Below are 18,985 nucleotides of genomic sequence, written 5' to 3' on the forward strand. Positions count from 1 at the left end.
CCGCTCGAACCGGTCCAAGGCAGACCAGGACCCCGCCCAGTGGCTGCCGCCTGCCGCCGAGGCGCACTGCCGGTACGCCGCCGAGTGGGTCGCAACCAAGCTCCGCTGGAGCCTCACAGCGGATGAGGCCGAGGTGACGGCCCTGCACGAGGTGGCGGTCGGCTGCCCAGAGCAGACCGTGACATACGAGCCGGCCGTATAGGAGCCTGGCGCGCGCGGTTCACCTCGCCAGCGCCAGGGCGGTCCGCGCAGATGAGACGCGCCCGGCCGGGAAGGCCGGGCGCGTCAACGTTCTATCGGGGCGTGGGTGAGGTGTTCAGTCACGCACGCGGTGTTGGGTCAGCGGTGGTGGCGACCGCCGTGGTGGTGGCCGCCGCCGTGGCGGTGGTGGCCCCAGGACTCGTCGTCGATGTAGCGGCCGCGGTTGTTGCGGAGGGTGGCGGTGTCGGAGTAGTTGTCCCAGACGTAGTGGCGGCGGTCCTGGTAGAGGTCGCTGTCGGTGTCGCGGCCGTGGCCGGTGTGGATGCGGACCGTGGAGCGGCCCTCGAGGCGGTAGTCGTCGAAGGTGTAGGTGCGGCCGTCCTCGTCTTCGAGGGTCCAGTCGTCGAGGTTGACGCTGCGGCGGCCGGTGTTGGTGATCTCCACCCACTCCCGGTTCAGGGAGCGGTTGGAGCGGTCGTCACGGCCGGGGGAGTCGTACTGGACGTCCGAGATCTTCACCTTGGACCGCTCGGGGCGGGCGTGGTCGGCGGCGGATGCCGGCAGGGTCACCACCGAGACCAAAGCACCGGCGGTGAGCGTGGCGGCGACAAGACGGCGAGCAAAAGCGGACATGAGGTCCCCTTAGGTGCGGACACCCTTCCCTAGGAGCCGTTGCGGGCTCCCGGACAGTCGGGTGTCGTGTGCTGTGACGGCCGGCTGGCCGCCCGCACACTCTGTCCACGCCGTGGAGAAGTTGAGGGGAAAACATGGCCCCTGTTACCTGTTGTCCGAATTTCCATGACTCTTGGCTGTAACATACATTTATGTCGCCCCATGTGAGATGTTGCCGCGCCAGCAGATGGTCAGGCCGTGCGGTGACTGGGACGCGGTACGTGGCCGCCGCGGTTCTCCACCCCACAAGGGGCTGGGCTGTCACCCGAAAGTGAGTAACAGAAGGCTGGTTGCGGAGTGCTCGAGCGCTGGCCTGAAGGACCGTCACCGGCAACGTCCTGTGGAGGTCCTCTTTGATCGAAGGCCGGGATCGGCATCAGCCCGGACGGCAGCGTAGGTTCGGTGGACGGCGGGGTCGCCTCGGCGTGCGGCTGCGCAGGTCTGGTGGGCGGCGCCCCGCCATCGCCGGGATTTGAACAACTCGCAGGTCAAGCCGAGGATGGCCGGAGGTTGCGTGATCCCGGCGACGCGGCTGGGCTACGGTGCCGCGTATACGCACCGAGGACGCCATCATCCGACCCTTGCTCCGGACCCGGGACGTCGCGGCGCGCGGGGCCAGCTACGGGCTGGCCGCCGTGCCCTTGCTCGGGGTGGCCTCCCTGTTCGTCGGCGACCATCACGACCGCACGACATCCTCGGCGTCGTCGGAATGTGTCGAATTGATCACCTAGTCATCTGGCCCGGTCCGGGTGATGCGCAGTCGGGCGTCTTCGAGATGGGCGTCCAGGGGGACACCACTACGGAGGATCGCGGTGAGGTCGGCGTGGTTCTCAGCACGGACCCGCGCCAGTGGGGTGCCGTTGCTGTCCACGACGGTGATGGCACGTGCAGGCCCGGACTCGGCCCAATCGAAATGCACGACTCCGCCTGACCATAGCCAGGCATCCTCGTGGGGCATGACGCTGAGTTCGATCGTGCCGTCGGCCAGCAGCCGACTCAGAAGGCTACGTCCGTGGCCGCGGACGTACTCGATGAGGTCCTCTAGACCGAGGTCGCTTGGACGGTAGCGCTCGCGCCAACCCGTGATGTGTTGATTGGCGAGCCAGGACCGGATCCCGGAGGTGGTGATCAGCTCGGCGTTGGCCTGTTGGCCGATGGCGTGGGCGAGCGTGCGCGAGTGCAGTCCAGAGGTGAGCAGGTGCAGTGCCTGCACGGTGTCGACCCCGTACCGCAGGCACCACGCAGCGTCGGGCCGAAGTTGCACAGTGGCATCCAGCTTGGCGAGATGATCGTTGGTGAGATGGACCAGTGCGCCCAGGGTCCAGGACAGGTAGTGCTCAAAGATCTGGCTGATGTTCTTGACGGTCTGCTCCAGGCGCCAGTCGACGGCGACATTGGGCAGCCACCGACGAGCGAGCTCGGGAATGGGCGTCCCAGCGATCCAGTCCCGCATCGCGGTGTACAGGTCGACGTGGATCTCCTGCCGGCGGCCACGTCGCTGGTTGTAGAAGCCCCAGGGCTTCTCCCGCTCGGGCAGTGTGAGTAGCGTCTGGAAGGCGCCTTCCTGGTCGAGGACGCCGAAGGTGCTGTCCAGCGAGAGGGACATAGGGGCTTGGGCGCTCGACCTGCCGAAGGGATCGGGGTTGGCGTCGCGCTGTATGCGTTCGGCCAGGCGTCGGGCCAGCTCGTCCAAGGCGCGGGCGCTGGGCAGGCTGGTCCCCGTCGTGGTCCAGCGTCGGCGTACCCCCGGAGGGGTTGCGTCGTAGCGCCGCTGGGTGCGCTGGGCCAGCCGCTGCCAGCGGGCCTTGTCCTCGGTGCTGAGCTGTTCCATGGCCAGCAGCCGGTCCACGGCCTGAAGCGGGCTGCCGTCGAAGGTGAGGTGGTCGTGGATGTCCAGGGCGAGCCAGACGTAGCTGATGAAGTCGCTTGCGATGGTGTTGGAGATGTCCATCAGGCCGTCGGCACTGCGGGCGATCAGGTCTTCGGCTTCAGCGAGGTCGGCCAGGGCCCGGGCGCTGGTGAGGGAAGAGTGGACCTGCAGATCGTCGGGGGAAGGGGTGAACAGGGCATGGTCGCTGCCGTCGCTCTTGCGGTTGAGAGCGAGGAAGATCCAGCCTTCGGTTTCCCGGCCAGCTCGTCCAGCCCGTCCGACGGCGTTGAGGAGCTTCGCTGCATCGAGGCTCGGGGCGCCACTGCCACCGTCGCCGTCAGCGGATTCCAGGCCGGCCAGGATGACCACGGTACGCACGGGCAGGTTCACCCCATCAGTCAGGGTGGTAGTGCTGACCACAGCTTTCAGGGCGCCGTTGCGCAGGGCGTCTTCGACGCCTTCGAGTACGTCGGTGGGAAGCGCCGCGTGGTGGAAGGCGATGCCGTAGCGGGTGCAGCGCACCAGGGGGTGCTCCTCGCCGAGTTGTTCGGCGAGGAGATTGGCGAGGGTTCGGGCGGGTTCGTGCTCGGACATGGAGAGTGCGTCGGTCATGGCCCGCGCTGTGTCCTGGGCGGACTGGGGTGTCGCGCACACCACCAGCATGGGCCCGGCCGGCAATAGCAGGACGGCGGCCTGGGCGAACATCTTGTAAGCCGCGGTGCTCGCTGAACCGTCGCGCTTCTGCTCCCTGCCATTCCTCTTCAGCACGAGTTGGCCGATCGGGTCGTCGTGGCTGGTGGTAAGCGTGGTGACCCGGGCGGCCTCAGCAGGACGGATGCTGAAGTCGACGACCAGCGGCGTAGTGACCGTCTCCGGCCACTCCTTCGACCGGCGGGGCTTAACAGTCTTCTGCTCCCATAACGGATGGGTCGTCAACAGCCCGTGCAGACGGCGCGGTCCCCGCCAGGGGGAAGTGAAGAGGATCTCCGGCTTGCGCGGGTCGAGCCATCGGGCCAGCGCGGCGCCGTTGCCGACAGCTGCGGAGAGCAGCACCAGACGCGGGGCGGAGGGGACGGCTTGGCACAGGGCGAGCAAGCCCTCCAAAAGGAATCCGCGCTTGCGCTGGGTGATGTGGTGGGCCTCGTCGACGACGATGAGGGTGACGTCGTTCAAGACCTCAGGAGTGTGGCGAAGGGCGTGCATGAGCCGCTCGGGCGTCATTACGTCAATGTCGGCGTCGTCGCCCATCAGGTCGCCGAAGCCAACGGGAGGAAAGATCCCCGTAGAGAAGCCAATGGTGCCAGGGAAATCGGGAGTCTCTGCGCCGAGTTTGCGGTCCAGGACGCGCAGCCGATCACGCAGCGCGCGACGCATCTCCCGGCTCAGGCTGCGCAGAGGGGAGATGTAGATGACCCGCCCGGGCACGGTAGCGAGGTGGGTGCACATGATGAGCTGTGCGATCAGACTCTTGCCTGCGCTGGTGGGCACACTGATCAAGAGCCGTCCGGTGGCGGGGTCCAGAGGGTTGGCAGTCGGTCGGGTGAGTAGTTCCCGCTGAGGTGGCCACAGGGTCAGCACAGGTGGGGAGGTGAGAGTGAACGCCTGAGCAACGGCTTGGGGTGTGCCGGGCGGCAGGAGGCGGTGCAGGCTGCTGTCCGCCAGGTCCCCGAGCAGGTCCAGCAGGTGGGCGGCGACCCACCGTGCGTTGAGGTCCCCGCTTCCGGCAGTCCCGTCCAGCACGCTGAGCAGTGCCGTCTGGGCACGGTCTAGGCGGTCGCCCGGACCGTAGGTGAGGAAGTTTGCCAACAGCCTCACTGCATGGACTACTGCCTCGGCGGGGCCGAACATCGTGCTCGTCAGATCAGGAACCTGCAGGTCGGCAGCGAGACCGCTGAGTTCCCGGCGCCAGTGGCGTACTAGCGTACGCACCTCGGAGGTCTGCAGTCCTAGGAAGGCGACCCCGGCTTCCAAGGCCAGGGTCTGGAAGTCATTGCTTTCGGGCACGGGAATCGGCAGGCCGGGAGTGTTCAGGGAGCGGTACCCGTGCAGGAGGTCCGCGACCTGCCGGAACACGGCCGTGGCGTTGGGGTCCTGGCCCGCCCGCCGGTAGCCGGTCTGCGCTGCGAAGGCGAGCGACAGACGCTCGGCGGACGGCCTGTTCACGTCCGCCAGGGCTAGGTCGAAGATGTGCGCGCTGACCGCAGCAGCACGCTGGCGACGTACGGGCGTGTAGAGCTCGGCTGCCTCCGGCAGGGCGCACACCCCGTGCAAGTACCAGGCTGTTGCCAGCACTGTGTCGTCGACCTCGAAGCGATTCAAGATGGCCCGAATCTCGATGTCGGCGAGCATCTCGATGAGTTCCTGTGGGCTGGGCAGCCGGCCGGGAAGAGGCGGTCCGAGGGCTTCGCGTAGGAACGGAAGGCTCAGAGTGCGGTCCACAGGTATCCCTTCACCTGTTCGGCGAACGCCGTGAAGTCGTCCATTGCCACCATCAGTCCGCGCAGCTGGTCAGGCTGGTTCAGCTGAGGCAGACGCCCAGCCAGTTGGGAGAACGCCTGGTTGGGCACGCTGCGGGTGTTGGTTGACACACTGATGCCCGCACCGCCGCGCGGGTCGCCACGCATCCACAGCTCGGCAAGTTCGGCCATCAGCTGACCGAGTTCACCGGTTTCGTTCTGGTTAGACCAGCAGACCTTCGCGATGTACTCGTCGCCTCGCTTGGCCAGCTGGGATGCGGCCTTGGAGATGGTGGAGCTGACGGACCCCTCGGTGCCGGTGAACTTCTTGAGCTCCCACAGCTTGAAGATCAGCATGGTGTCGCTGCCAGTTCCTGCTCGGGCCGGGACCCGGTGCGCGGCGAACCCGTCTCCACCGCCTCCGGTCACGCCCCAGTCGGGTGGCTCCAGCAATATCAGCTGGTGGTCCTTGAGCTGTTCTTCCTTGGTCAGCAGGTACCACAACCACTCCCCGACGTAGCCGGGCGGATGATCCTTGGCGTCTGTGCCCCGGGGAGGGAGCCCGAATACCGACCGCACGACAGCCGCGACACTGCGAGCCTCCAGGCCCTCAAGCTTTCGCTCCTTGAGCGCGGCGTCCCGCCACAATTGGTAGGCGGGAGAAGGGCCGGAGCGGCTCTTCACAATGGCGTCAGCGATGATCCACGCCAGCGTGCCACGAGCCTGGGCATCTTCTGAGGTGAAGCCGATCAGCTGCCAAGGGCATGCAGCGTCCGGCTGCCGCTGTGTACGGGTCATGTGGGGGGACACCATGTAGTTGTGCCGGGCTGCCGCGCGGTCCGCCTCGGCGGGCGGCACCTCAAGTTGCACCACAGTCCCGGCCTCCTCGACATCAGCCGGGTCGGGTCCGCTTCCGGCTCCGGCATACACATGATCGCCTGAATCCGATCATACGAATTCGTCCAGAGATCGTTCCGGGATTCTCCAGCGCCTCTGCTACCCCCGAACGGGGCCCGTCTATACCCAGCAGCCCGAGCGCCCCCGTCCGCAGTTCTGCCGCGCGGCGTCAGCGCGCCGTACGACCCGCGCCTGGGCGACCAGAGCCGGTGAGAGTGGTTTTGCGACGGCCCCTCATCACCCGTACTCGGTCGGGTGAAGGTACTGCCGTGGCGGAACTTCCCGAGATGCCCGGCGTAGTGCCGGACATGGACCCGATCAACGAGGCGCACGTGAGCGAGCCCGGCCTCCTGGCCGTCGACGTCGCGGCCGCCGACGACGCCACCGCCCTGGCTCTCCAGCAGCTGCTCGCCGAACGGTGGGGCGACGGCGACAGCGGAGTACACGATCCGCGACGCGGGCGACCCCGGTGTACGGCTGCGCTGCTACCTGGACTTGAGGCAGCCGGTCGGCTCGGATGCTTCGGCCCACGTGCCGTCGCAGGATGTACAGCGATGACGATCGCCTGTCACGTGGTGCGGTCCCCGGCCGGTCGTCGCTGTGCGGCGCGTTCCACGAACGGCTCCAGGCCGCTCTCGGGGTGCAGGTACACGTAGCGGTGGGCGGCGTGGACCTGCACGGCGTTGAGGCGGTCGACGAAGGTCTGGGGGACGGTGAGCGTGACGTCCTCGGTGCCCAGGGACAGCAGGTGCTTTGGGCCGATGGGAAGTATGAGGGTCTGGGCGTCACCGAACGCCATGCCGTAGATGGTGCGGCTTTCCTTCACGGACAGGGTCAGGGCCGGGTTGTCGCCGATCAGGAACTGGCCCGTCTCGGGCGTGACCACCTCCAGCCGCCGCGTCGAAGCCAGGTCCCGCATTTTGTGGAAGGTGTCCTCGATGCTGGTGCGGAAGAGCTTGCCGCCCTCGCGGTCGCGCATGATCGTGGACCGTTCGATGAGACGCTCAGCGAAGGCGCCCAGGGCAGCCGGGCCGGACAGGTACAGGCCCGTCTCGCGCAGTGCCTCGAGGCGCAGCTGCTCTGGGTACTGGGTGATCACCTTGGCGATCAGGCGCGTGCGGGCTCGCTCGATCGAGTCGGTGTGCACATCGCGGTAGTGGAGCGACCGGACGTAGTGGAGCACGACCAGGTCGCGTAGCACCTCCACGTGAAGCGGATCGGCGAACGGAGTGCCGGCGCGCACGGCGGCGAGCGCCGCAGGCACGCGCCTCTCCACGTCGCCCCACAGTGCTTCAACGGATGGGGAGTCGACGGCGACGAAGTTCTCGACCCAGCCGCAGCGGCTGGTTGGCATCCGCTTGTGCACGCGTCCGGGGTTGTGCAGGTCGAACGGGAGCAACTGCCGGCTGCCGCCCTTCGGCTCGGGCATCGTGAACTCTTTGAGCAAGACCTGGGATACGAGGTGCTGCCGCGACGTCTGCTGTGCTGTTCCCACGCGCCGAATTCTGCCAAGTACCCCTCGCCACCCGCTCAGAGTTTCCCGGCTGCCGATCCACAAGGTCATCGGTCAGCGCAGCCGGACCACGGTGACGACCGCGTGCCGGGTCGTGCCCGCCACGACCTCCACCACGGCACCGCCCCCGGCGGGCGTGTAGTGGAGTCGCCGGCCTACGTGAACGCTCGCCCGGCCTGGGGGACCAGGCGCGGGGCCACGAACGAGGACAGAGCCGTGGTCAGCCGTTGGGACAGCGCCACCCGTCCACGTGCGGGACAGCACGTTCCGCGAGGACGACTCCAAGGTCCGCACCGGCACCCTGCCCTGCGCCATGGCCTCCCTGCGCAACCTCGCCATCAGCGTCTTCCGCCAGGACGGCCAGACCAACATCGCCGCCGCCCTCCGCCACACTGGCCGCGACCGCCACCGGCCCCTACGAGCCCTCGGACTCACGTGACGAACCCAGACAGATCTCGATCATGCAATGCCCCTGCCATCGCCGAACAGGCGCTGCAGTTCATTCGTCACGCCAGTTACCCGGGGCGGGAGCGTCATCTCCGATCAGCAGCGCTTCTCCGTGCAGCGACTGAGGTGTCAGTTCGAGCCGGATGCGGTGTTGTGCCGCGCCGGCGGTCCGGTCGGGGCCGCCTGTGAGGACCATGACGCGGACTCCTGCCCGGGAGCGCGGGTCCTCCCGCAGCTCCACGCCGAATTCCAGTTCGATTGGACCGACCTCGAACCTGAGATCGTCTCTGTGCGCGGCGGTGCGCCGCAGCTCCTCGCGCACCGCCTCAATGGCTGCGGCTAGCTCCACATAGGTGTTGCGCTCCTGAGCCAATGCTCCGGTTCCTTCCTTGCTGGAGTTCTCCAGTGCGGGCCCGGGCCGTGATTCGGCGGCCTCCCGTGGACCGAAGCCCGTGAGAAACACACTGGTGGACGAGGTACCCAAGTCGATCGCGAGAACCTGCGGATCGTGGCGTGCGGCAGCCAGGTAGGCGTGCGAGCCCTGGACCGCGTCGTGCATTGGTCCGACACCACGCTCTTTCTGGATGGCATTTTGGGCGTGCAGTGCTCGACTCAGCAGCGCCTCGCCGTTGCGTGCTCCCGATGCGATCGCCTCGCGGTAGAGGTCGACGGCCCGCTCCATGTCCCCTGTCGCCGTGTCGTAGTCGCCGCTCGCAGCGGCGATGACCGCCCGGCTGTTCAGGCCCTTGGCGAGCAGCAACGTCTGCGTCGGCGCCCGGCCATGAACGTCGTTCAGCCTCTCGTACGCAGTGACGGCCTGGTGTGCCAGGTTCAGAGCTTCTGTGAGGTCGCCTTGCTCCGCGACTAGGCCGGCCTGCGCGCTTAAGGCACCAGCCAGGACTGGCAAGGCGTCGGCAGCACTGGGGGTGTTGGCTGTCTGTTCTGCTGCGATGGACCGGGCTTCGTCGAAGATGTCCAGCGCCTCGTCGGGCGAACCCAACGCGGTCAGAGTGTCGGCGAGAACCAACAGCGCCTTGGCGAGGCGTACTTCATCGCTGCCTCCCTGATCCGCCGACGCCGCCATCCGGCAGGCGTGCACCGCCTCCTGAGCACAGGACAACGCGTTTCGCAGGTCCCCGGCCGCGCGCCACTGACTGCTGGCCAGCAGGGCAACGTCCGCCCACTGCCCGTACTGGCCGGGGGCTTTGGCAGCGAGGCGGCGTACCGTTCGCAGAAGCTCCATGGCGGAGGGCGGACTAATGCCCATCGTGCTTATCCTCCTGTGCCATGTCTGCTTCTGTCGGTGTGTCGTCCTGGACAGCCGAGGGTGCGAGGCGGCCACGCAGGCCGATGATTCGGTCGGCGTATCCTGGGTCGTGGACGACGATGGTTCCGTCAGGAAGCCAGCTAAGCAGGCCAATGGGTGGCCCTGCGTCGGCCTGGACATCCGATGCCAGATTCACTGAGTCCGGGGGAGCGAGAGGAGCCAGCGCCGGAGTGGACACCGGCTCTGGCGGCGGCGCAGATGCCTGCCGCATCACGAGATTGGTGGCGGTCCCGACGGTGGCCATCAGTGGCTGGTGCCCGACGCTGAACCTTCCCATACGTTTTTCTGCGCGCCGGAACAGGTCACCGAGAAGCAGTGGAGCGGTGTCACCGTCTCCATTCTCCAGCACCGCCACAAGGTGGCCTGTGAACGCGGTGTAGTTGGTCGCCGAGGCCTTGTCGGATGCCTCCGAGGTCTGTGTGGGCCCGCTCGATGCCAGGACGCAGACGCCGTCGATGAGACCTTCGTCGACGTCTTCGGCAGCTTTATCCTGTTCGAGCAGCTCGTCCTCGGCAAGCGAATCGCCGTCGCCGAGCACCTTCGCCGCGAGGCCGCTGAAGCAACAGTCGAGGACCAGTACGACGACACGAGCGCGTGCTGCACGTAGCAGGTCCCGCAGAGTGGTGTAACGCAGCCCGGTGGTCTCGACCGATTCGCCGCTGGCGGTAGTGCACGTCGTGAGGTACAGCTCACGCTCCGCGCCTACGCGCGAGCCATGCCCGACGTAGTACACGAACAGAACATCGGTTGCCTGCTCGGCCGCACGCTTGATGGCTGCGCGGATGCCCTCAGATGCATGCGGGTTCAACATGGTGCGTGTGTATTCACGCTTAGGGTGAAAACCCGCATATGTGGGGTCGGTGAGAAGTTCTTTCAGGCGCAGCACGTTATAGGAGGCCCCCTCGACGCTGTCGAAGGTTCCGCCGTCCGGGTACTCCGCGACCCCGATCAGCACCGCACGGGACTCGTCCGGGCGCAACGATCGCATGGTCGGGTCAGGTCGCGTCCAGCTCGTCGAGCTTGCGTTGGATCTCACCCGCATCCGATCCGGTTACCGCGAACTGTTTGCCGTCCTTCTCTACAGTGACAGTGATTTTCGCGGCCTCGGAGGTCCGCCGCTGTTCGCGCCACTGCGCGATCACGACACCAAGGGAAGTGGCGCTGAACGCGCCACTCAGGACGAGCTGGATGATGGCTACGACGCCCAGCTTGTTGGACCCAGGCGGGACGTCCAGCAGTTGGGGCGCAGCATGCTTGCGCGCGTTGGCGTCGTCCACAAGCCAGTCGAACAGTTCGGACGAGACATCATCGCCGTCCTCCTCCGTGACACACCTGATCAGGATCTGCATCGTCGTGGCCCCCTGCCCCCTCGCAGTTCCCGACGAGCATACTGCGACGCCGTGACCGATGTTCCCCGGATCAACGAGGTGGACAACGCTAAGCAGGCGTCACTACGAAGTTCGGCGCACGCTGCCACCGCCCTCACTGATGCCGTGCCCTGGACGTGACAGCCGACTGCCCGTACCGGCGCCCCAACGCGAAGCCGTGCATCCGCCGCAGGCAGAAGAGGGCCAGAACAGCGGGGACGGAGTGAAGCCCATACGTAACCCAGCGATGGCGCTGCGACACCGATCAAGCACTCGTACCTGCCGACTGGATTGAGGAATAGGCTGACTGAACGCCTCATCCGCAAACTGATCGCGTCGCGCCGATTGCGGCGTAGGGCAGTCAGAGTGGCTCACTCGCCGATCAGCGGTACATGCGCCTCGTCAACGTCCGCGCGCACGCGATGCGACTGGGCTGGGGGCCGCCACCGCGTGGACGTCGATTGTTCTTCCTTCGGCGGACCACCGGATCACCAGCACCTCCACCACTTATTTCATGCGGATCCTGCGCCACCTCGCCCAGCAGACCGTCCGCACACGGCGGCCCGGCGTCACCAAGCTCATGGCCTACATCCCGACCGCCGTGGCGGCCGGCTACCTTCGCGAGCCCGACACCGAGCTCCCGCTGCCCGGGCACGAGTTCGCCCGCCGAATCAACAGCCTGCTCACCGCGGCCGACCAACCCTCCACCTGGGAGAGCAGACCCACCCGCTCGAAGCCGGGTCCGTTCAACAGAGGTGCCGACCACGCGCACCGGCAGACGATCCCCGAGCAGATGGGCACCGCCAAACGCTGAAGCGCAAGGACGATCAGGGCCCGGACAACATCACGGGCCCCGGGGGAAGCAGCCTCCCCGGGGCCCGGCATATGGAGTTGTGCTGCTCAACGACAGCGCACGTCAGCTGTCACGCGTGGGGCGGCCACCGGTCACGTGTGCAGCCGGCTGGCTCAGCGGTGGCCGTGGCCGTGGTGGTGGCCGCCGTCGTGACGGTGGTGGCCCCAGGACTCGTCGTCGATGAAGCGTCCGCGGTCGTTGCGGAGGGTGGCGGTGTCGGAGCGGTTGTCCCTGACGTAGTTGCGGCGGTCCTGGAACAGGTCGCTGCGCGAGTCGCGGCCTTCACCGGTGTGGATGCGGACGATGGCGCGGCCGTCCAGGCGGTAGTGGTGGAAGGTGAACGTGTGGCCGTCCTCGTCCTGGAGGGTCCAGCCGTCGAGGTTCACGGCGCGGCGGCCGGGTCCGTCACGTCCGGCTCGGCGCTGTCGTCGCGGGCAGTAGGTGCGCTTGGAGGTCCGGCGCCGTCCTGTCACTCAAGTCCCTGCGGCTGTCCGGGATGCTGGAGACCCTCGACGCCCGCCTCGCCCAGGCCCACGGCGGCGAACTCGGCCACCTCGACTTCCTTCAGGTCCTCTGCCAGGACGAGATCACCCGCCGCGAGACCGTCGCCTTCCAACGCAGGCTCCAGCGGGCAAAGTTCGAGCAGCAGGTCACCCTGGAGGAGTTCGACTTCACCGCCTCCTCGAATCTGCCGGCCGCCCAGATCCGGGACCTGGGTGCCCTGCGCTGGCTGCACGCGGGCGAGTCCGTTATTTTGTTTGGCCCGGTTGGGGTGGGCAAGACGCATATCGCCCAGGCCCTGGGCCACCTCGCCGTCCGGAGGGGCGCCCACGTCCGCTTCGCCAAGACCAGCCGCATCCTCGCCGAACTCGCCGGCGGCCACGCGGACCGCACCTGGGAGAAACGGATCCGCGAACTGGTACGGCCCGACGTGCTCATCCTTGACGACTTCGCCATGCGCCAGCTCTCCGCGGCCCACGCCGACGACCTCTACGAACTGGTCAGCGAACGGCAGGGGCGGTCCCTGATCATCACGAGCAACCGGGCGCCCAGCGACTGGTATCCCCTCTTCCCCAACCCCGTCGTCGCCGAGTCTCTCCTCGACCGGCTCATCAACACCAGCCACCAGGTCATCATGAACGGCCCCAGCTACCGCCCGAACAAGCGCCCCAAGAACCCCACCGACAAGCCCGCCAAGCCGTCGGTCAAGTAGACGCCATCGGCGCCCGGGGCTGGGGAATTACGTGAACTCAGCCCCGGGGAAATACGTGGGCGTCCACATGTACTGAGTGCGGCGGTACTCTAGGCCCTGCGTCATCGCCAAGGGCGCCATGAAGTACGTCGACCCTCGCTGGAACTGAGGAGTCGCATGTCCAGCCAGCTGCCGCAGGGTGGGAATGGCCTGCCCTCGACTGCCGGAGTCGCGCTATGGCGTGCGTGGTCAGATGGTGCGCCGGTCGATCTCGTTTTGAACGGTCCGGATGGCTGTGAGGGCGTCGGTGATAGCCGCCCCTTGCTGACGTGACAGATCCAGCAGGTCGTCCAGGACGATCCGCCTGGCGGTGAGTTTGCGGGAGAAGTCGTCCGGCAGAGCGGTCGTCTTGTAGGTGTCGAGGTGGGCGACCACGGTGCCGAGCGGCAGTTCGGGGAAGCGGCGTTCTGCCTGCTTGATACGGCTGAGGAGCTCGCTCACCTTGGTCAGATCCCTCTTCACCACTGCGGTGCCAGCCAGCTTGTCGAGGAGGACGACGGTCTCGCTGAGCAGTTCGTAGTCGGACTGGTAGCGCTTCGCCTGCTTCGTGCGCTGGCTCTTACGAAGCTGGTCGATGGAGAAGTAGGTACTGACGACCAGGGCGATGAGGCCGATGAGGGTTGCCCACGTCCAGGAGCTGGTGAAGGCGCTCTGAGAGGCGTCGTTTCCCAGTATCAGACGAGCGCATGAGTGAGACGCGTTCTCCGTCAACTGTGAGGCTGAGCAGTGCATCATCGGGCATGTCCTTGTTGTTTCGAGGGCTCGAGGCAGGCTGAGTCGAGTGGAATGCGGTGAGACGGCTTGTGCGGCCGAGCGGCCAGGGCACAGAGCGGCGGCCGTCTCGGGGCGGGGGCGGAGCGCTTGCGGACGGCTTCACTGATCCGTCTCCGGCCTTCTGGCTTTTCGGAATCGCTGCTGCGGCGGGCACGGAAGAGTGCCGCTGAGGCCGGTGGCGTCCGGGGCTGCTTCAGGCGCCGCTGTTGCTGGTCGGCTTCAACGGGCGAGTCGTGGCAACACGGGCGGCATCCGCAGACGTGGCATCTCGCCTTTTCACAGGAGGACTGATCTCCAGAGGACTGTCCACCAGGCCAGCGCCCTTGGCGAGCCGGAGATGCCGGTTCCCGTTCCGGGAGGCGGGCATGGTGTCGTAGTCGTGAACCAGGAGGACGTCCAGGTAGAAGGGCCGCCGGACATGCCGCCGCAGGGCTTCTTCCAGCGCGGGATGCCACGCCGGGGACTGCAAGGTGCGCAGGGTGGTGCGGTCGGCCACGAACACGGGCACGTCCAGGTGGTCGCGCTGCAGGCGGGCCGGCAGGACCGTCGCGGCGCGCAGCGCACGCACCAGCTGACGACTCAGTGACCCGGACGGGTTCGTCAAAAGTTCTGCCCACGCCTCACGCACGTGCTCGATCAGCTTGGGGCAGTCCGGACACGTCGCCCGCGTCAGAACGACATCGGACAGGCGCAGACGGAACGTGGAACCACACTGCACGCACTCCACCGACCACGGCGCGTCGAAATGGCGATAGCGTTCCTGCGCATCGAAGCCAGCCCTCCGCAGCATCCGCACAGCGGCTTCCTGCGACACCCGACCGCGGCTGGTGTCCGCGACCACGGACTCAAGCTGTGCGAGCTCTTCGCGTCGTCGGTCGGCCTCCTGGCGGGCATTGACAGCGTGTCGCTGCAAACGCAGCCAGGCATCGAACCACACCGTGCGGTCCCGCGGCGCCACCTGACATGCGACCAGAAACGCTTCCAGACAATCAGTGGAAGCAGGCGCCTGCTTACCCGTCACGACCCGGGCAGCGGTGCTCCGCGACAGCTCCCTCCCCGTGGCCCGCGCCCTGCGCTCCATCATCCGGAACGACGGCGCCCCGTTGGCCTCCCGCAGAACCTTCAGAGCGGTGCATAGACCGCGCATGTCCTGGACAAGGTCAGGACGCGGCTCCGCATCCCTGCTCCGGTCGGCGCTTCGTCTGCCAAGGCTCCCCCGATGGGCCGCGTGCCACAGGCGGGTGATCTCATCGACGTCCATGCCGCATGCACGGGCAAAGGCCTGCGCGACGTCCCGCCTGGGCAAGAACGCACCCGAGGCTGCCCGCTGCAGCGTCCCCGGGCTGATGGACCGTGTTCGCTCCGACAGCTCCGCGTACGACAGGCCGGCGCTCCGGCGGCCGATACGCAAGGCGACAGCCAGTGTGCCCAGCGGACTGACCGGATCCGGGATCGGCTTTTCTGGTCGTCCCACAACCTCACCTCCAAATATGTATGAAGGGCCCCTGCGAACGGGCCCTGCCTCTTGACCGGCCGCACACACCTGCGGACCGCGTACTCTTTGCTCCAACCTGGCGGCATTTCCCAGCAGTTGGCGCTGCCGGGAAGCCGCACAGCATCCTCCCACCCGGACACCCTCAACGCGCACAGGGATGACAGATAAATCAGTTTCGTCCCACCTCGAAAATTATCTGCAACCCAGGTGAGACATTCTTGATTAACCTCTGGCCAGGCGTTTTGCCTACTTTTCGAATATGTTCGAGGGCTCATCCTGTCCGTTTGAACCGGTTCGTCTCACGATTGAATGAATCAAGGTGATTTCGGTTCCCATACTTTCCGTACCACCGCCGCTCAACGCGACGGTGCCCTGCTTCCTTTGCTCCAACCGCGACTGAACAGGGAATACATGCCTGACGCGTTGGCGCGCGAGAAGGCAAAGGAAAGAGTCGACCCGCTAAATGGGTCGACTCTTTCTCTATTATGCCTTCATCTGATCCTTGGGGGATAAGATCTGCTCAGCTGCTGAACGTTTTCGAGAGCTTGCCGACACTGCCACGTTGGGCCTGCCCACAGCCGACCTGCACTCCGGTCTTGCACAGACCACCAGCGCAGCCGATGCCTGACCCGTCCCGGACCGACTGGCCCCGCCTACCCGCAGTCAGAGACCCCTTCATACGCGGAACCCGCGTACCGGTCCTGCCCATCGTCAGCTCCATCGCATGCCGATGGCGGACAGCTGCTCCACCCGCTCCGAGGACAGCGTCGCAGCCCTGCTCCGCTGGTTGCTGACCCACGCACCAAGCCGCAGCTCCCGCTCCTCCTGGTCCTCGCCGACGACCCGCTCGACGTGCTTCCTCGGCACCCGCAGGTGCCCCTCGCGCTCGTAGAACTGCTTGGCGGCCTCGTAGTTCATCGCCCACTTGTCGGCCTGCGTACGGCGCGGCTTGGGCCTCTTGTCCTCGCCCGCGGGTTCGATCCCGAGGACCTGCTCGCACATCCACTGCTGCCCGGTGGTGAGCTTGTCCCAGCCAAGCCGGACCGAGCGCACCCACCGGCCCAGGTCCTCGCCCTGGCGCACGACCTCGCCCGGCTCCGTCGACAGCTCGCCGCCGTCCTCCAAGTGCTGGCGGACGAGGTAGAAGGCCCGCTGCCACTCCACCGGCCAGGCCGGGCACCACGAGGGGTCGATGTCCTCCAGCTGTTCGCGCCGCTCCTCGGACAGCGCCCCGGCCGCCGACTGAACGGGCAGCCCTTCGGCACGCCGCTGCTCGATCTCCTGAGCCTTCCGGGCGGCAGCCCGCGCGTTCTTCAGCCAGATGCCCACCTTGTAGCCCTGGTAGGTGGCGTCCAGCGGGGCCAGGAGGTGGCCCGCCTCGGCCGCCCACCCGCGCGCCGCCGCGAGACCTTCCTCCCACGCGATGTCGAAGTGGCTCCAGACCATGCCCAGCTTCTCCAGCTGCTCGACGCGGTCCTCGTCCATGTCCCCGCGGGCGTAGAAGCGCCTGGCGTCAGCGATCCACTGCCCCAGCGGGAATCCTGCGAGCGAGGCCGGCCACCCCTCGGCCTCCACCGCCTGGTCCTCCCCGCCGGGCACCCGGTAGGTGAAGGGCACCTTCAGGTCGCCGTGCTCGCGGGCGTAGATGACGGCGGCCTCGATGCCACGCCGCCAGTGCTCGTGCTCAGGGTTGAGGACCCGCAGGTTGATGAACGCGGCCAACTGCGCCGGGTCGCGCGGCGTGGAGAACTGCAGCAACTGCCGGGCAGGCTTCGACGGCCCGCCGGATCCGTCCCCCTCGCCTCCGCCCTCCTGGCCCGCGCTGCGACTCTGAACGCCTCTCACCCGGCTTGGCGCCTGCTGCTCGGCGAGCTGCTCCACCACCCGGGCGTCGTGCGCCCTGAGCGCCTCCAGCAGCTTCGCCAACCCGCCGAACGCCCGGCTGGTGAGCATGTTGTCCGCCGTCTCACCCGGACCGAGCAGGACCGGCACGACCAGGCTGGCCACCTTCCCCTCGCCCGGCTGCATGCGCAGCGCCCGGCCGACGGCCTGGACGAGGTCGGGCATGGAGCCGCGCACGTCGGCCCAGTAGACGGAGTCGCAGTTCTTCGTGTCGACGCCCTCGCCCAGCACCTTCACCGAGCCCAGGAAGCCCTTCTCCACGACCGTGCCGTTCGTGGCAATGCCGGACGCGAACTCCCCGAGAACTCGCCGCCGGTGGTTGGACTTGTGCTCGCCGCACAGCCAGTCCGCCCAGATCGTGCGCGGGTACAGCTCGGGGTCCGCGGCGTGCAGCTGCGCGGCGACATCCGGGAGGCCGGCCGCGAACGCCTCGGCCTCCTTCACGACGTGGTGGAAGACGAGCGTCCTGCGGAAGTTCTCCTCCGACGACGCCTTCAGCAGGGCGGTCTGGAGGGCAGCGAGCCGGGCCCCGCGGACCTCGTCCGAGCGCCCTTCAACGCCCAGGAGCTGCGCGGCCTGGAGCTGGGTGTCGGTGATGTCCACACACACCACCTGGTACGGCGCACAGATGCCCCGGTCGATCGCCTCCGACAGCGTCAGCGTGTAGCAGCGAGCGCCGAACGGTCCGTCCGGGTCATCCTCCATCGACGCGACCAGCTCACCCGGCGCGCCCTCGGTATCCTCGTCCAACTGCCACAGGCGCGGCGTGGCGGTCATATAGAGGCGCCGCAAGGCGGGGATACGGGTGTTGTCGTGGACGACGGCCCACGGCTTGCCGATCCGGCCCGACGTACGGTGCGCTTCATCGACCACGATCAGGTCCCACGCGGGGAGGCCGGCCTGGTGCGCCCGCTCCAGCGTGCCGAGCCCGAGGGAGGCGTAGGTGGCGTACACGGTGACCTTGTCGAACGGCCGCACCCAGTCGACCAGCTCGTCCACGTCCGTGGTGTTGGGGAAGGACACATCCTCGCCCCGCAGGGACGACACCCCGACCATCGGCCCCCTGCGACCTGCCGCGCGCCACGCGGCCTCGGTCTGGGTGAGCAGGTCCAGGCTCGGCACGAGCACCAACACACGGCCTGCGTGGAGCTTCTCCGCGCTGCGGGCTGCGACCCGGGTCTTACCGGACCCAGTCGCCATGATCACCTGAGTCCGGAGCCCCCGCTCAGACACAAGCGATCTTGCAGGCAAATCGAGAGCACGGACAACCGCGTCAACGGCTTCCTGCTGGGCCGCCTCACGCTGATCAGTTCGGCTTGTGGTCGACATATCCGTCTGCCTTCTCCTGGGCTCTTACCTGGGCAGGAAACGGGAAACCTACACGTAGACGGGGTGCGATCGGCTACGGTGAATTTCACCGGAACCGGGGTCACAACCTCGGATAAGTACCGGAGAAGTGTGATCGGAACCGGTCATCTCCCTTGACGGTGCTGCTATCTCAGTCCAGAGTCTATCTCCTGCTTCAAAGTGAAGCATCGTGAACCCAACAAGTCCCCCGAACATGGCCGAATTCCGTTACCGTTGCCTTATGATCACCCCGCAAAGCCGCCTGACGGCCGGGCAGCTTTGCCTCAGCGCCTCGGTTCGGCTGCTCACTCTTCCCGACGGCGGTCACCCTCCCTCTCCTTACTGCTCGGGCCGTAGGCCCATTGGCCACACCGCGCAGCGGGGTCGGCCTCTTGGCCGCGTAGAGGCCTGGGGTGGCTGGAGCGCAGCGTAGGCCACCCTTCGGGCCGCAGGCCCCGCAGCTCCGGGAGCGCAGCGGACGGAGCGTCACCCGCCTTGCGCAGCAAGGCGGGTGACGCTGCTCGCTCAGCGAGCAGCTCCGCTCACGCGGAGCGTGAGCGCAACACCCGCGCGCAGCGCGGGTGTTCGCTTGCCCATCGCGCAGCGATGGGG

15 protein-coding genes and 3 pseudogenes are annotated in these 18,985 nt (G+C 67.3%); 7 read left to right on the top strand and 11 right to left on the bottom strand.

All coding sequences use genetic code 11. The annotated features are described in order from the left end of the window. Window positions 1-202: pseudogene (locus ADK65_RS31320) on the top strand (HNH endonuclease); the annotation flags it as partial. Between the two features lie 137 nt (window positions 203-339). On the opposite strand, the gene ADK65_RS31325 reads toward ADK65_RS31320, so the two are convergent. After that, window positions 340-834, bottom strand: coding sequence for a lamin tail domain-containing protein (locus tag ADK65_RS31325; protein WP_053674380.1), 495 nt, complete (start codon window positions 832-834; stop codon window positions 340-342). Between the two features lie 620 nt (window positions 835-1,454). On the opposite strand from ADK65_RS31325, the gene ADK65_RS31330 reads away from it, so the two are divergent. Continuing rightward, window positions 1,455-1,604 carry a DUF6336 family protein gene (locus ADK65_RS31330; RefSeq protein WP_159038847.1) on the top strand — a complete coding sequence of 50 codons (150 nt, stop codon included), beginning with the start codon at window positions 1,455-1,457 and terminating at the stop codon, window positions 1,602-1,604. Here the strand turns inward: ADK65_RS31330 and ADK65_RS31335 are convergent. Both ADK65_RS31335 and ADK65_RS31340 read right to left on the bottom strand, forming a co-directional pair. Then, entirely contained in the window at window positions 1,601-5,092 is a 3,492-nt protein-coding gene (locus ADK65_RS31335; RefSeq protein WP_053674382.1) for a DEAD/DEAH box helicase, read from the bottom strand. The two genes, ADK65_RS31330 and ADK65_RS31335, sit on opposite strands and share 4 nt — an antisense overlap. Before the next feature lie 74 nt (window positions 5,093-5,166). Beyond that, entirely contained in the window at window positions 5,167-6,072 is a 906-nt protein-coding gene (locus ADK65_RS31340; protein WP_053674383.1) for a hypothetical protein, read from the bottom strand. Between the two features lie 332 nt (window positions 6,073-6,404). On the opposite strand from ADK65_RS31340, the pseudogene ADK65_RS39670 reads away from it, so the two are divergent. Together ADK65_RS39670 and ADK65_RS39675 are read left to right on the top strand one after the other, a co-directional pair. Further along, window positions 6,405-6,464, top strand: a pseudogene (locus ADK65_RS39670) (DUF6207 family protein); the annotation flags it as partial. 79 nt (window positions 6,465-6,543) lie between these two features. Beyond that, window positions 6,544-6,654, top strand: a complete 111-nt coding sequence (locus ADK65_RS39675) for a DUF6207 family protein (protein WP_267889758.1) — start codon at window positions 6,544-6,546, stop codon at window positions 6,652-6,654. Between the two features lie 10 nt (window positions 6,655-6,664). Here ADK65_RS39675 and ADK65_RS31345 read toward each other — a convergent pair whose 3' ends face one another. Further along, window positions 6,665-7,660 carry a DUF4238 domain-containing protein gene (locus ADK65_RS31345; RefSeq protein WP_078956238.1) on the bottom strand — a complete coding sequence of 332 codons (996 nt, stop codon included), beginning with the start codon at window positions 7,658-7,660 and terminating at the stop codon, window positions 6,665-6,667. 199 nt (window positions 7,661-7,859) lie between these two features. Here ADK65_RS31345 and ADK65_RS31350 point away from each other — a divergent pair, with 199 nt between their 5' ends. Beyond that, window positions 7,860-8,048 (top strand): hypothetical protein, encoded by a 189-nt coding sequence (locus tag ADK65_RS31350; protein WP_053674385.1) that lies wholly within the window; start codon window positions 7,860-7,862, stop codon window positions 8,046-8,048. 60 nt (window positions 8,049-8,108) lie between these two features. Here ADK65_RS31350 and ADK65_RS38300 read toward each other — a convergent pair whose 3' ends face one another. Genes ADK65_RS38300 through ADK65_RS31365 form a run of 3 tightly spaced genes read right to left on the bottom strand, consistent with a single transcriptional unit; the run spans window position 8,109 to window position 10,732 of the window. After that, window positions 8,109-9,299 carry a trypco2 family protein gene (locus tag ADK65_RS38300; protein ID WP_159038849.1) on the bottom strand — a complete coding sequence of 397 codons (1,191 nt, stop codon included), beginning with the start codon at window positions 9,297-9,299 and terminating at the stop codon, window positions 8,109-8,111. Window positions 9,300-9,312: 13 nt separating this feature from the next. Beyond that, a complete protein-coding gene (locus ADK65_RS31360; protein WP_159038850.1) occupies window positions 9,313-10,362 on the bottom strand; it encodes a caspase family protein in 1,050 nt (349 codons plus the stop codon). 16 nt (window positions 10,363-10,378) lie between these two features. Beyond that, the gene (locus tag ADK65_RS31365) at window positions 10,379-10,732 is read right to left on the bottom strand and encodes an effector-associated constant component EACC1 (RefSeq protein ID WP_053674387.1); all 354 of its coding nucleotides are present in this window, start codon (window positions 10,730-10,732) and stop codon (window positions 10,379-10,381) included. Between the two features lie 532 nt (window positions 10,733-11,264). Between ADK65_RS31365 and ADK65_RS31370 the strand changes: the two genes are divergently transcribed. Next, the gene (locus ADK65_RS31370; RefSeq protein WP_053674388.1) at window positions 11,265-11,564 is read left to right on the top strand and encodes a hypothetical protein; all 300 of its coding nucleotides are present in this window, start codon (window positions 11,265-11,267) and stop codon (window positions 11,562-11,564) included. 152 nt (window positions 11,565-11,716) lie between these two features. On the opposite strand, the pseudogene ADK65_RS31375 reads toward ADK65_RS31370, so the two are convergent. Continuing rightward, window positions 11,717-11,998, bottom strand: a pseudogene (locus tag ADK65_RS31375) (lamin tail domain-containing protein); the annotation flags it as partial. Between the two features lie 101 nt (window positions 11,999-12,099). Between ADK65_RS31375 and istB the strand changes: the two are divergent. Continuing rightward, window positions 12,100-12,816, top strand: a complete 717-nt coding sequence (gene istB, locus ADK65_RS31380; protein ID WP_053674389.1) for an IS21-like element helper ATPase IstB — start codon at window positions 12,100-12,102, stop codon at window positions 12,814-12,816. Window positions 12,817-13,044: 228 nt separating this feature from the next. Here istB and ADK65_RS31385 read toward each other — a convergent pair whose 3' ends face one another. The 3 genes from ADK65_RS31385 to ADK65_RS31395 form a co-directional block, all read right to left on the bottom strand. Then, window positions 13,045-13,590: a hypothetical protein gene (locus tag ADK65_RS31385; protein ID WP_053674390.1), complete on the bottom strand. Its 546-nt coding sequence runs from the start codon at window positions 13,588-13,590 to the stop codon at window positions 13,045-13,047. A gap of 232 nt (window positions 13,591-13,822) precedes the next feature. Then, window positions 13,823-15,103 (bottom strand): helix-turn-helix domain-containing protein, encoded by a 1,281-nt coding sequence (locus tag ADK65_RS31390; RefSeq protein WP_159038851.1) that lies wholly within the window; start codon window positions 15,101-15,103, stop codon window positions 13,823-13,825. A gap of 732 nt (window positions 15,104-15,835) precedes the next feature. Beyond that, on the bottom strand, window positions 15,836-18,355 hold the full coding sequence (locus ADK65_RS31395) for a DEAD/DEAH box helicase (protein ID WP_078956242.1): 2,520 nt from the start codon (window positions 18,353-18,355) through the stop codon (window positions 15,836-15,838). Window positions 18,356-18,985: the final 630 nt, after the last annotated feature.

The sequence above is a fragment of the Streptomyces sp. NRRL B-1140 genome, from assembly GCF_001280065.1.
In the GTDB taxonomy this organism is placed as follows: Bacteria; Actinomycetota; Actinomycetes; order Streptomycetales; family Streptomycetaceae; genus Streptomyces.